The organism is Clostridium sp. SGI.024 (genome assembly GCF_050315195.1).
Lineage (GTDB): Bacteria > Bacillota > Clostridia > Clostridiales > Clostridiaceae > Clostridium.
Genome location: NZ_JBNPON010000038.1, coordinates 22,053 through 35,932 on the forward strand (window position 1 = coordinate 22,053; position 13,880 = coordinate 35,932).

General features: G+C 30.4%; 12 protein-coding genes and 1 pseudogene. All 13 read right to left on the bottom strand.

What is annotated here, in order from left to right; all coding sequences use genetic code 11:
- Positions 1-11: 11 nt before the first annotated feature.
- The 13 genes and pseudogenes from ACQRD5_RS11140 to ACQRD5_RS11200 all read right to left on the bottom strand — a co-directional run bounded on the left by ACQRD5_RS11140 (position 12) and on the right by ACQRD5_RS11200 (position 13,842).
- Positions 12-929 carry a transketolase family protein gene (locus ACQRD5_RS11140; protein ID WP_291628419.1) on the bottom strand — a complete coding sequence of 306 codons (918 nt, stop codon included), beginning with the start codon at positions 927-929 and terminating at the stop codon, positions 12-14.
- Positions 929-1,750 carry a transketolase gene (locus ACQRD5_RS11145; protein ID WP_291628420.1) on the bottom strand — a complete coding sequence of 274 codons (822 nt, stop codon included), beginning with the start codon at positions 1,748-1,750 and terminating at the stop codon, positions 929-931. Before ACQRD5_RS11145 ends, ACQRD5_RS11140 begins: the two co-directional genes overlap by 1 nt.
- 55 nt (positions 1,751-1,805) lie before the next feature.
- Positions 1,806-2,438 carry a ketohydroxyglutarate aldolase gene (locus ACQRD5_RS11150; protein ID WP_291628421.1) on the bottom strand — a complete coding sequence of 211 codons (633 nt, stop codon included), beginning with the start codon at positions 2,436-2,438 and terminating at the stop codon, positions 1,806-1,808.
- An 81-nt stretch (positions 2,439-2,519) separates the two neighbouring features.
- Positions 2,520-3,410: a 4-hydroxy-tetrahydrodipicolinate synthase gene (gene dapA / locus ACQRD5_RS11155; protein ID WP_291628422.1), complete on the bottom strand. Its 891-nt coding sequence runs from the start codon at positions 3,408-3,410 to the stop codon at positions 2,520-2,522.
- 4 nt (positions 3,411-3,414) lie between these two features.
- Positions 3,415-4,017 carry a KpsF/GutQ family sugar-phosphate isomerase gene (locus ACQRD5_RS11160; RefSeq protein WP_291628423.1) on the bottom strand — a complete coding sequence of 201 codons (603 nt, stop codon included), beginning with the start codon at positions 4,015-4,017 and terminating at the stop codon, positions 3,415-3,417.
- Between the two features lie 98 nt (positions 4,018-4,115).
- Positions 4,116-5,387: a PTS ascorbate transporter subunit IIC gene (locus ACQRD5_RS11165; RefSeq protein ID WP_291628424.1), complete on the bottom strand. Its 1,272-nt coding sequence runs from the start codon at positions 5,385-5,387 to the stop codon at positions 4,116-4,118.
- Positions 5,388-5,450: 63 nt separating this feature from the next.
- Positions 5,451-5,732 carry a PTS sugar transporter subunit IIB gene (locus tag ACQRD5_RS11170; protein WP_291628425.1) on the bottom strand — a complete coding sequence of 94 codons (282 nt, stop codon included), beginning with the start codon at positions 5,730-5,732 and terminating at the stop codon, positions 5,451-5,453.
- Between the two features lie 15 nt (positions 5,733-5,747).
- Positions 5,748-7,868 carry a BglG family transcription antiterminator gene (locus ACQRD5_RS11175; protein ID WP_294170058.1) on the bottom strand — a complete coding sequence of 707 codons (2,121 nt, stop codon included), beginning with the start codon at positions 7,866-7,868 and terminating at the stop codon, positions 5,748-5,750.
- 287 nt (positions 7,869-8,155) lie between these two features.
- Positions 8,156-8,836, bottom strand: a complete 681-nt coding sequence (locus ACQRD5_RS11180) for an InlB B-repeat-containing protein (RefSeq protein WP_320900925.1) — start codon at positions 8,834-8,836, stop codon at positions 8,156-8,158.
- Positions 8,822-8,908 (bottom strand): annotated as a pseudogene (locus tag ACQRD5_RS11185) (hypothetical protein); the annotation flags it as partial. The pseudogene ACQRD5_RS11185 and the gene ACQRD5_RS11180, both read right to left, overlap by 15 nt.
- 11 nt (positions 8,909-8,919) lie before the next feature.
- A complete protein-coding gene (locus ACQRD5_RS11190) occupies positions 8,920-9,264 on the bottom strand; it encodes an InlB B-repeat-containing protein (protein ID WP_320900931.1) in 345 nt (114 codons plus the stop codon).
- A gap of 72 nt (positions 9,265-9,336) precedes the next feature.
- Positions 9,337-10,326, bottom strand: a complete 990-nt coding sequence (locus ACQRD5_RS11195; RefSeq protein ID WP_320900927.1) for a leucine-rich repeat domain-containing protein — start codon at positions 10,324-10,326, stop codon at positions 9,337-9,339.
- Between the two features lie 225 nt (positions 10,327-10,551).
- Positions 10,552-13,842: an Ig-like domain-containing protein gene (locus ACQRD5_RS11200; RefSeq protein WP_427746816.1), complete on the bottom strand. Its 3,291-nt coding sequence runs from the start codon at positions 13,840-13,842 to the stop codon at positions 10,552-10,554.
- Between the last annotated feature and the right edge of the window lie 38 nt (positions 13,843-13,880).

Below are 13,880 nucleotides of genomic sequence, written 5' to 3' on the forward strand. Positions count from 1 at the left end.
CTTTATTATTACTAAATTGATTTAACTGCTTCTACTATATCTTTTGAAGTTAGTCCATAATACTCTAATAATTCATTTGGAGTTCCTGATTGTCCAAATACATCCTTAATTCCAACTCTTTTAAGCTTTGTTGGACATTCTTCAGATAATATTTCTGCTACAGCTGAGCCTAAGCCTCCTATTATACTATGTTCTTCTGCAGTAACTACTTTACCAATATTTTTAGATAGTCTTAGTATAAGTTCAGTATCTAATGGTTTAATAGTAGATATATTTACTACTGTTGCTTCAATATTTTCTTTACTTAAAGTTTCAGCTGCTTCTAATGCTTTACTTACCATTATCCCTGTTGCTACAATAAGAACATCCTCTCCTTCCCTTAAAACTTCACCTTTTCCTATCTTAAATTCATAATCCTCATTATGAATTACTGGTGTCGCTGCTCTTCCAAATCTTATATATGTGGGTCCATAATATTCTACTGCAGCATGTACTGCTTTTTTCGCTTCTACTGCATCAGCTGGATTTATTACAACCATATTGGGTATACTTCTCATTAAAGATATATCTTCAATAGCTTGATGACTTCCTCCATCTTCTCCAACTGTTATCCCTGCATGAGTAACTGCTATTTTTACATTTAAATTAGGGTAAGCAACTGAATTTCTTATTTGTTCAAATGCTCTTCCTGCTCCAAACATAGCAAAAGTTGTAGCAAAAGGAATTTTACCACAAGTAGCTAATCCTGCTGCTGTACCTATCATATCTCCCTCAGCTATTCCCATATCAAAAAATCTTTCTGGTGCTACATTTTTAAATTCTATACTTTTTGTTGCTTTTGCTAAATCTGCATCTAAAACCACAACATTTTCATTTGTAGCTAATTCTTTTAAAGCTATTCCATAAGCTTCTCTTGTTGCTATTCCCATTATTGTTGTCCTCCTTTTAATTCCTTTAAAGCTTGTATCCTTTGCTCATCGTTTGGTGCAGTTCCATGCCAAGAAGATTGGTTTTCCATAAAAGAAACACCCTTTCCTTTAACAGTGTTAGCTATTATTGCTGTAGGTATTCCTTTAATTTCTTTTGCTGTATTTAAAGCATTCTTTATTGCTTTAAAATCATGTCCATCTATGACTATTACATTCCATCCAAAAGCTTCAAATTTCTTATCTACTGGACTTACCTTCATAACTTCTTCATTTGATCCGTCTATTTGTAATCCATTAAAATCTACAAAAGCTACTAAGTTATCTAATTTATAATGCGCTGCACTCATTGCTGCTTCCCAAATTTGTCCTTCTTGAAGTTCTCCATCTCCTAGAACCGCATAAACTCTGTAATCCTTCTTGTCTAACTTACCAGCTAAAGCCATTCCATTTGCTGCTGATAAACCTTGTCCAAGGGATCCAGTAGACATATCTACCCCTAAAGCTTTCTTCATATCAGGATGACCTTGAAGATTTGATTTAAATTTTCTTAAAGATTTTAGTTCTTCTCTTGGAAAAAATCCTCTCTTAGCTAAAGTTGCATATAATGCTGGTGCAGCATGACCTTTTGATAAAACAAATCTATCTCTATCTTCCCACTTAGGCTCATCTACTCTTATATTCATCTCTTCAAAATACAAAACTGTTAATATGTCTGCTATTGATAATGAGCCACCTGGATGTCCTGACTTTGCTTCAGATACCATTTCTACTATGTCTATTCTTATATCTTTTGCTATAGTTGTTAATTCTTCAATATTCAAACTTCATTCCTCCATATATTACTAATTGAGCTGTCAAAAACAGCTCAATTACTTTTTATTTTTCTCTTGATTTTTTAATAATTTCACAAATCTTTCTTGCATTTTCTGCTATCTCTTCTGTTGTTCCATTTGTTAATAATCCACCAAATCCACAGACTTCAACGCCATTTTCTAACCATATGTGTAAATTCTCTAATGTAATTCCTCCACTTGCTAAAATAGGCATATCTGGTATTGGTGTCTTAAATACTTTTACTAATTTAGGGCCATAAAAATCTGATATTGGAAAGGCTTTAATAAATGCAGCTCCCATTGTTAATGCATCTATTGCCTCAGTTAAGGATGTGCATCCTGGTGCATATGGTATTTGATATCTATTACAAATCTTCGCTACTTCTTCACTATAATTTGGAGATATAATAAACTGAGCTCCATTTAATATAGCATGACGAGCTGTTTCACTATCTAAAACAGTTCCTGCTCCAACACAAAGTGCATCACCATATTTTTCACTAAGTCCCTTAATTATTTCTCCAGCATTATTTAGTGTATAGCTCATTTCCATAACAGGTATTCCACCTTTTATGCATCCATCAGCAATTTCACATGCACGTTCAATTGTCTTTGCTCTTACTATTGCAAGTGCTCCACATTCTACCATCTTCTTAGTTACATTCATCTTTTTCATATTATTTACCTCAATATTCTCAAAATTACTTTAAATTCAAAATACTTTATATAAAAATATATTACTTTACTGTAAATATACTTATTTAGTAAATGTCTTTTTATAATTTTCGACTACTTTCTTAATCTCTTCAAGAGCTTCTCCTGTTGGTTCAGTTACAGGTAATCTTGCTGGTCCAACATTTATTCCATTTAAAACAACTGTCTTCTTTATAACAGATGGAATTGTACCGAGCTTTAATATACGACGAAGTTCTTCAATGCTATCTTGTGCTTTTTGTGCTGCTTCAAGATCTCCTTTTATGAAATTATTATAAATAGCAACATCAATTTCAGTTAAGAAGTTTGCTGTAGCTGCAACTGCTCCTTGACCACCAGCCTTTAATATATCAAGGATAAGTGAATCCGATCCTGAAAACACTCCAAAATCCTCACCTTTAGTTACTTCAATATAAGCCTTCATATTATCTAATTTTCCACTACTGTCCTTTATTCCAACTATATTTTTTACCTTTGATAATTCACGAACTGATTCTGGTTCAATATTAATTCCTGTTTTACCTGGCATGTTATACATCATAATTGGTAAGTTAACTGATTCAGCTATTGCTTTATAATGTAAAATTAATTCTTCTTGTGTTGGAGGAACAAAATATGGTGTAATAATTGATAATGCGCTTGCACCTATTTCTTCCATTCTTTTTGATAAATTTATTACTTCACGTGTTGAATTACCACCTGTACCAACAAAAACAGGTACACGATTATTAGTATGTTCAATAACTATTTTTGCAAACTCAACCTTTTCATCATCTGTAAGCATATGACATTCGCCATTTGTTCCTAATATGAATAATCCGTAAACTCCTCTATCAATTAAATAATCAATTAACTCACGTGTTGCTTTTTCATTGATATTTTGATTTTCATCAAGAGGTGTTATCATTGCACATATAATACCTTTATAGTCCATAGTTTTATCTTCCTTCTCTTATAGATTGTCCAAGACTTCCACCTGGATGCCATTTTAAATATTGCTTAGCATCTAGTCCTTTTGCCTCTTGCAGGGCAACACTTAATGATTGTAATACTATAATTTCAGCAAGAATGGAAGCTCTTGGTGCTTTATTAAGCTCATCACCTTCTTGTTTAACTCCTGCAAATAAAAATACATCTGAAGCTTCTTTTAACCAAGATTCATCATTTCCACTAACACCAATTATTTTTGCACCATTTTCTTTTAATGTTTCGACAGTTGCTTTTAACTCTTGTGTTTCTCCACTATTTGATATAGCAATAACTATATCACCTTTTGCAACTTGTCCACTTGAGCCATGTACTGCTTCAGTACCATCAAGGGTGTAAGCTGGTGTTCCTGTAGAAGATAATAATGAAGAAATATATCCAGATACATGTCCTGGTTTTCCTATTCCTGTTACATGTACACGTCCATGTTGTTTTTCCGATTGAAAAATTAATTCGCATGCTTTATCTATACTTTCTTCATCAACAGATGATATAAATGCTGATACTTCATTAGATAATGTATTTAAAAATTCTGATACAGTATTATCTTTCATAAGTTCTCCTCCTTAAAACTATGGAGCTACCTAAGCAGCTCCATAATATAATAAATGTGAAATGTAAAATAAAATTATTTATAGTAATTTAAAATAGCTTACATAGGTTTTATAAATTGTAAAATCTTATGTAGTATTGTTCCAACTACGTTGTAATCTACATTAGGGAATGTTGCCCCTTCTACTCCTAAAGATCCATATAGTGGATATAAGATTGTAGGTAAAAATGCAAGTAATAATCCAACCACGAATGATCCTAAAACTGCACCTCTCCATCCACCTGATGAATTACCAAATACCGCTGCTGTACCTCCTGAGAAGAAACATATATGAGCAGCTGGAATAATTACTACAGGGAATATACTTGGTAATGCTGCCATAACAAATACTGCTATTAATCCTGCTGCATATGCTGAAATAAATCCTATAATAACTGCATTTGGTGCATATGGGAATACTGTTGGTACGTCTAATGCAGGACGTGAACCTGGTATAAATTTCTCAGAAATAATTACGAATGCTGCTGTTATTTCAGCTAAGAACATACGAACCCCTGTCATCAACACTGACATACCTGCTGCAAATGTGAATGCTTGTATAATTGGGAATACTAACCAGTGTGTTGATCCAGCAATTCCTGTTGCAAATTCTTTACCTGCTTTTAATGTTGCAATATAGAATAAAATTAACATTACTATTGATAATCCCATTAAGAAATCTCTAAAAATTGATAACCAACCTGGAAATTTGATATTTTCTGTTGTATCATTTTTATGCTTTGAGAATATACGTCCAATATAACCTGATAATCCATAACCAATCATGTTGAAATGACCAATAGCTTGTTCATCTCCACCTGTTAATTCACGCATAAATGGTTGACAGAATTGTGGTAATGCTGCTGACATAAATCCTAAAATAATACCACTTACTATAATAGTAGTTGTATCATCAAAACCATGAGCTTTCATAATTAAAGTTAATACACAAGCAAAGAATAAACTATGTCCTGTTGTAAAGAATATATTCTTAAACTTTGTAATACGAGCAAAAACTATGTTTAATATAAATCCTAGTATTAATGTACAAGAAACTGCAAAACCATATGTTCCTTGAGCAAGAGCTGTTGCAGCCTCTGGTGAAGCTATAACTCCTGTAATTCCAAAACCATATTCAAATAGCTTATTAAAATTTTGTAATGCTCCTGTCATAGCATTAGCACCAATACCGAATATTAAAAATCCGATAACAGTTTTTGCAGCTCCAGTAAATACTTCAACTGCTGATTTCTTTTGAAGCATTAATCCTATTAATGCAACTAAACCTAGTAATATAGCTGGGGTGCTTAATAAACTAATTATAAATTCCATTGTAAATCTCCTATTCTCTTAATATTTATTTAACGTGCCTTTTAATTTCTATTAAATTTATTTTTATTTTGATTCAAGAAATTTTTCTAATGCTGCTTTAATTTCATTACGATCTACAATATTATTAATACCAATTACATCAAATTTTAAATTTTTACTTTTTAATTCTTCTGCAACATCAACTAATGTTAATGCAGCATCTCCATTAAATCCACTAACTGAGTCTAATGAACCATGTTCAACCTCAATTGGAAAGTTGTTTTCCTTTATAACTTGTTGAGTTTTAATTTTTAACATTAAGCTTGAGCCAACTCCTGCTCTACATGCGATTAAAATTTTATACATAACAAATTCCTCCTATTATTGAACTTCATTTTCTTTTATATAATTTATAATTTCTTCTGCTTTTTTAGCATTATCTAACACTTTAAAAAACTCTTCTTTATCTAATAATTCAACTAACTCAGACATAGCACGTAAATGGCTATTGCTATCTACTGCGCTTAAAGAAAACACATACTTAACTGGATCGTTTTCATCATTTCCAAATTTAACCGGAGTTTCTAAAGTAGCAATTCCTATTGCTATATCTTTTGCTCCAGCCTCTGGCCTAGCATGTGGAAGCGCTACATGTTTTGTTATAACAATGTATGGTCCAGATTCCTTAGTTGTAGCAACCATAGCATCTACATAATCTTCAGTAGCTTTATTGTTTTCAACTAAAACAGAAGCTGATTGTCTTATGGCCTCCTCCCAATCTTTAGCCTTTACATTTAGTTTAATTAGTGTTTCATTAGTAATTTCACTTAGCATCGGTCCCTCTCCTTCCTTAGATACAAAATTCTCTACTTGTTTATAATTTTCTATTTGTGCAAAATAAGCTGATAGCTCATTTGAAAGCATATTTTCTGAAGTTACATCTGCATATTTTTTTATTATGTTCATAACTTCATCTATTTTAGGTTGTTTAAAAAAAATCTCTCCTAATTGAATATACACTTCACGTGTAATCTTATATTTTTCTTTAGCAGTCATCACAGGACTAACTTTAATTATTGGTACATTTATTTTTAATCCATCTACTTTGTAGTTTGTAGTAAATATAATATCTACTGAATCTGCAAAACTTTCTAATTCGGAAACTTCCATTGGATGTAAAAAGTGTATGTCAGGAAATAAATTAGTAAGTTCTGAGTATAATATAGCTGAACTACCAACACCATTTGAACAAACTATTAAAGCAACCTTTTTTCTAATAGCATCATATTCTTTTCTATTTGATAAGAATGTCGCAAAGTGCATTGTTAAATATGCTATCTCCTCTTCCTGGATTTCTTCACCAAACAAGTTACAAAATTCATCCATTGTATTACATACAAGTTTGTATACTAATCCATACTCTTCTTTTACTCTTTCACAAAGAGGATTATAAATAGGTAATTTAAATAAAAGTCTATAATATGCTGATCTAAAATGAGAATATAACTGCTTGTATATTTTTCTTTGACTTATATAGTAAACTCCGCTTAAATATCCAAACTTTCTCATAATCTTATTTACAATTTCTGATATTACCTCTCTGTCCTCAGTATCTTCATCATGATTACCTACTGATATTCCTAAAATCCAAGCACTAATATAGGTTATATCATGAGACTTTATATTCTCTTTACTCTCATATATTTCTAATAATTCTTCAGCAAATTTGTATTCCTTCATTGAACTCATAACAGCAACTTTTGGAATATCTATGTTTTCTAAAATATCCCTTCTCTTTGAGTACATTCTTGCTTTGAGAAAAATAAATATGTATATAAATTCTACTAATCTATCTTCAACGAAATTAATTTCATATTTTTCAACAAGTTTTAATATATTTTTCCTTGCTTCTTCAAAGCTATCTAACTCATACTCTTCAATAAAAATATCGAATACTCTTGAACTTTTCTCGCTTGATAAAGTTTCTATAATACTTTTAATAAGTACCCTTCTTATTTCCATTTCAGAGCCAACTAAGTAGTAACCATTTATACGACTATTTTTAACCTTTATGCCTTTTTTCTCAAGTTCAGGTAATAAATCTTTAAAATCAAGATTTACAGTAGATCTGCTTACCTTAAAGTAGTGAGTAAAATGATTAATTGAAAGATCTTCCTGATTGATAAATAGCATTAAATACATACATAAAAGTCTTTCTTCTTTACTAAAATAATAAGTGTTTTTTGAGTAGTTCTTTTCTAAAATTTCTTTTATTGCATCCTTAGTTGCTTTACTAATCATAATTTCTTTATCAGCTCTTAAAGATATAAGTGGTACATTTTTCACTTGAAGCATATCATTGATTTTATTTATTCTATAATTAATTTGCCTTTTTGAATAATTAGATTCTTCTTGTAATCTTCTAGTTGTAATTAATGAGTTATTCAATAAAATTTTAAGAATTAATACAATCTCTTTGTCCACTTCTAAACCTACTTTCATATTAAGATTAGTCATTCTTTTGTTTATATTTTGTTGTTATTTTGTTTATATTTTGTTATTAACCCCCTTCTCATTTTAAATTTTATTTTAAAATGATAACTTTTTCAACTCATTTTTTGTTCAATTTTTGTCTTTTAAAAATACAAAAATTACACATTACTGTATCAAGTTACTATTACCATATATCTAAATAAAAAATATTTAAAACTAATATTAGAAAAACCTCTGTTTTTTACACAGAGGTTTCTAATAATCTTAAGAGCTATAACAATAGCTCATTAATATATTTAATTTATTGTTGCTATTAATTTGTAGATACATAAATCCTCATTAAGAAAATCCTTATCTAATACAAAAAAAGAAATTGTTGTTTTAGAAAATATTATTGGACTAACTGTCCATTCTGGTCCAATGAATGTTTCATTTGATTGGATGTTATTAATTTTTATTACCCTAAAAGATATTGAACTACTAAAATTTATTGAAAATGTACTTATAATAACATCAATTTTAATAAGAGAATCATTTGTGTTTAAAGTATTTACTGTAATTCTCCCAACTTCAAATTGAGTTCCTTCTACTGTATCTCCACTAATTATAGCTAATTCTGGTTCACTATCTTTAATAGTTATTGATTCATTGCTATTTATTATAATATTTATCTTTCCTAATATTGTTAATTGTTCAAAACTCCACTGTGCATACAAAATCACATTTTCATTACCCATTATAAGAGTTTCCCCTGAGTTATAGTGAATTCCATTTCCTTGACTTTGAGTATTCCATCCTCTAAAAACATAATTATCTTTTCTAAGATATCCTAGATTTCCCAATATAATTACACTTTCATCACTTAAATATTCATTACTATCTACAGGTGCTGTTCCTATTGTGCTTCCGTTACCATCATAAATTATAGTGTGCACTTTTAACCACTCTACATATAAATTTACATTTTGATTTAACATTCCAAAAGTCGATTCTACTTTATAGTGTGTTCCACTTCCATCAGCTTCTGTGTTCCATCCTCCAAAACTATAGCCTGTTTTATTTAGTAAGCAGTATTATCTAGTACTTTTACAGTGTCTCCACTTTTGTATTCCTTACTATCAATTGGTACTGTACCACTTGTATTTCCGTTTCCATTATAAGTTACTTTATAAGCTGTCCACTGAGCATATAATATTATATTATTATTTCCTATAAAAAAAGAGTCTCCTGGTTCATAGTGTGTTCCATTACCATCAGCTTTGGTATTCCACCCATTAAAATTATGACCTGAATTTTGAAGCAAGCCAGTATTGTCAGATACTACTACACTTTGATTAAGTTGATATGTGTTACTATCAACTGGCACTGTCCCACTAGTATTCCCATTACCATTATAAATTACTATATAAAGAGCTTCCGTTTGATAACCATACCAAGGATTAGTAAATCCTGTTTTTCCATAAGAAAATCATTTTAATTACAGGAGCGTAAGAATTCGGTAAGGATTAGTAAATCCTGTTTTTCCATAAGTATAGTAAACTTTGAAGTCAGAGGATGCATTATCGAATACTTGTATCCCCATAGAAGGTGCATTCCCTAAAAATTTTATATATTTTAATTTACTACAGCTATAAAATCCACCATCAGCAATATTATTAATACCACTTCCTATAATTAAACTTTCTAGGTTTGTACAATACTCAAATGCACTATCTCCAATTGTATTTAGGCTACTTCCCATAGTTATACTAGTTAGTTTAGTACAATTTTCAAAAGCCGAAAAATTAATTGACGTTACACTATTAGGAACTATAAAAGCCCCAATTCTACCTGCAGGATAACATATTAATATCGATTGTGATTTATTATATAATACGCCATCTAAGCTAGAGTAATTTAAATTGTTAGAATCTACTGTTATCCAAGTTAAATTTTCACAATAACTAAAAGCTTTATCACCAATGTTTATTACACTACCTGGTATATTAATATTATTTAAGTTTCTACAATTACGAAAAGCATATATACCAATATTAGTTACACTATTTGGCATATTTATACTTGTAAGATGACTATAAGCAAATGCCCAATCAGAAATAGTAGTTACTGTAGGTGGAATACCTAATGCTCCTGTTAATCCAGCAGGAGCACATATCAAATTTGTTTGTAATTTATTATATAAAACTCCAAAGCTACTAGAATAATTAGGATTTCCATAATTAACATTTATATCAACTAAATTACTGCAATTACTAAATGCATAATTACCAATATAATTAACATTACTAGGAATAAGCACACTGACTATATTATAATTATTTTCAAATGCAGCATAACCAATTCTTCCTACTTGATATCCTTCTATTGTACTTGGAATAGTGATATTAACTTCAACACCTACATAGCCAACAACCCAAGCCTCTCCCCCTACAATGGTATAATCAAAGCCATCTACAGTTGTAGACATTTAAAAAACCTCCCCCACAAAATAATTAAAATGTAATTTCTATATTAAATATCTAATTTCAAAATATACTATCTCATAAATATTTTATGCAGAAGTTAATAGCCTGTTCTTAAACCCTATAGTTTTTAAAATTTCTTTACCTTCATTTATATATCATAAAAAAAGCCGTGAATCTCTTCACGGCTTATTATTATAGATTAAAATCTCAACAATTATTATCTTAATTTATTTCTTTACAATTCTTATTTCTATTCCTTCAAGTCTTTTTGACTCTCCACTTGTTCCACTCATCTCTCCATTACTCTTCCACTCTTGCCAGCCGTAATCTTGTACATGAGTTCTGTATTCTATACTATATCCTGGTGCATTTTCTAGCTTTATTTCTATTCCTTCAAGTCTCTTTGACTCTCCGCTTGTTCCACTCATTTCTCCATTACTCTTCCATTCTTGCCAGCCGTAATCTTGTACATGAGTTCTATATTGTATACTTGCTCCTTTAGGAAGATTGTCTGCTTTTATTTCTATTCCTTCAAGCCTTTTTGACTCTCCGCTTGTTCCACTCATTTCCCCATTATTCTTCCATTCTTGCCAGCCGTAATCTTGTACATGAGTTCTATATTGTATTTCTGGATCTTTTACTATTCTTATTTCTATGCCTTCAAGTCTTTTTGATTCTCCACTTGTTCCACTCATTTCTCCATTACGCTTCCACTCTTGCCAGCCGTAATCTTGTACATGAGTTCTGTATTCTATACTATATCCTGGTGCATTTTCTAGCTTTATTTCTATTCCTTCAAGTCTCTTTGACTCTCCGCTTGTTCCACTCATTTCTCCATTACTCTTCCATTCTTGCCAGCCGTAATCTTGTACATGAGTTCTATATTTTATACTTGCGCCTGGAACTATATCATTTATTTTTATTTCTATTCCTTCAAGTCTTTTTGACTCTCCACTTGTTCCACTCATCTCTCCATTACTTTTCCATTCTTGCCAACCGTAATCTTGTACATGAGTTCTATATTGTATTTCTGAATCTTTTACTATTACTTTACATGTTGCTACTTTAGCTCCATCTTTTGTTTTTACCATTATTGTAGCTGTTCCTGCTGATACAGCTGTTATTTTTCCTGTTGAGTCAACTCTAGCTACACTTGAATCACTACTTGTCCACTCAAGCTCCTTATTAGTAGCATTGGCTGGAGTTACTGTAGCTAATAATACTTCACTAGCTCCTTTTACTAAACTTAATTCTGATTTATTTAAAGTAACTTCTGAAACATTAACTATTTCTTCTTTATCTTCCTCATTTGATCTTTCCAATTCTCTTGATTTAATTAATAGCTTTTGTGATGTAATTGGATTAATTGCTACATAGGCCTTATTATTACTTATTTTAAAAGCAAGTTTGCTTATTCTCTCATCTGATACGTTTGATCCTTCTTGTACCCATTTGTCGCCTTCAAGTTTTTTAACTATTGAACAACCATTATTATTATCAGCATAAGCTACATAAGGTGTGTTATTATTAATATCTATAACTAAATCTCCTACTTCACTTCCTCCAACATCATCTCCAATTTTAGTCCATTTATTATTTTCATAGACATAAACTTCTGAAGTATTTTTTCCAACTACAGAAGTAGTTGCAAGATACAACTTATTATTAGTTGCTTTAATACTAGCTCTTGACGCTGATAGATTTATTCCATCTACATCTTTCCAAGTACTATTTTCATACTTCTTTATGAAAACTTTATTGCCTAATTGAAAATCTGTATATGATACATATATATTTCCATTACTCTCAGTTAAAGAAGGTTCTACCACATGTCCTGTATGCAGATTACCTCCAATTTGTTCAAATGTATTTGTATTTTCATTTAACTTCAACACTTTTAAATATGCTGTGCCTTCATTCATAACGCTCGTCTTACCATTTGTAATTGCAACATATATTCCATCATTTGTTGAAATCATATCTGAATACTGACTTGTATCACTTGTTAGAGTTTGTACAGTTTCCCAGTTATTATTTACAAATCTTGCAACTATACTTCTATAGTTAGAATCATGATATAATACATATGCTATACCGTTATGAACTTTAATTGTAGGATTACTTCCTCTTTTGTTTATTATACACTCTCCTAAGCTAGTCCAATTTGAACCATCAAACATTTTAGCTTTCAATTTATTATCTTCATTGTATACTGTATAAACTTTATCTCCTACTACATCCATATCAATATCATTGTTTGTTCTATTTGATACTTCTTTATTTCCTACTACATCCCAGATATTTAAATTTGTAGTATCTGTAAATTTAATATCAAAAGTAATTTCTTCGCCTGCATTTGAAACATTTTCTATTACTATTCCACTATTTTGTCCATTGGAATATGTTATAGCTTTATCAACTATTGTCTTACTAAAATCATCGCTACCATAAGTTGTTCTTCCAGATTCTTTTGATAAGAAAGCTTCTGATAAATTTCCATTACCATCACCTTCCCCAGTCTCACCTGGTCTAAATACATAAATATAATCTTTTTCACCATGGTAATTTGAAGTTTCTTCAGTATTTACTCTATAAATTATTAATCCATCTCCTGGAATTTTCCCATCTAGCTCACCTATATATGGATTTCCTCTTTTTCTATACTCAACTACAAAAAATTCTTTTTCAGAAATAGGTGTTTTTAAAATTAATGCTTGATTATCACATGAATTACTTGAAGGCTTTAATTTATATGTTCCACTTTCTGTTACAGTATCTATTGATATCCAATTAGATATTTCACTTCTTAAATAAGATAATGGATACTGAACAAATGATGAAACACTGGACATTATATCCCATCTTCCAACTGGTGCACCACTTCCACTTGAACGATATAAATCTGGATAACCTATGGAGTGCATAAATTCATGTATAAGTACTCCTTCTTCACTTGATGCTAAAGAATCCATTAAATTATATGAATTATGTATATTGTAATTATCTACCTTTTTCCCATTTACTTCAGTTGCACCATTATGGTTAGCTTTATGTGCCCAAAGAACATCTCCATCTTCACCTTTTTTTGCTGCAAAAATAAAAATAACATTGTCCACATATCCATCGTTATTCATATCAAGATTGTAATTTTTATCTACTGCTACATTACTAAGTACTGTTGTTATTAACTCTTCCTCATTTGTTTTATTATAGTAACTTCTAGTATTAGGCAATGTATATGGTATTATTTTGCCACCACTTTCTTGTGGAAAATAATTGTGCACATTCATTTGATTATAAGATATGGTTTTTATATAGTTACTTAATGAACTATCTTTATCTCCATCAAACATATTCTTAACTTTCTCAACCTTACCATCCATAAAGTTAGAATCGCTATCTTTAAAATCAACAAAATAAATTAAATTTGCAATGTGCTCAGTAGTTTTATTGTTAACAGCTGCACTTGCTATTAAGCTTCTGTCTAAACACATAATAAGTGACATAATCAGTACCAAAATAAACGACATTATCCTTTTTATCACTTTTACTCCCC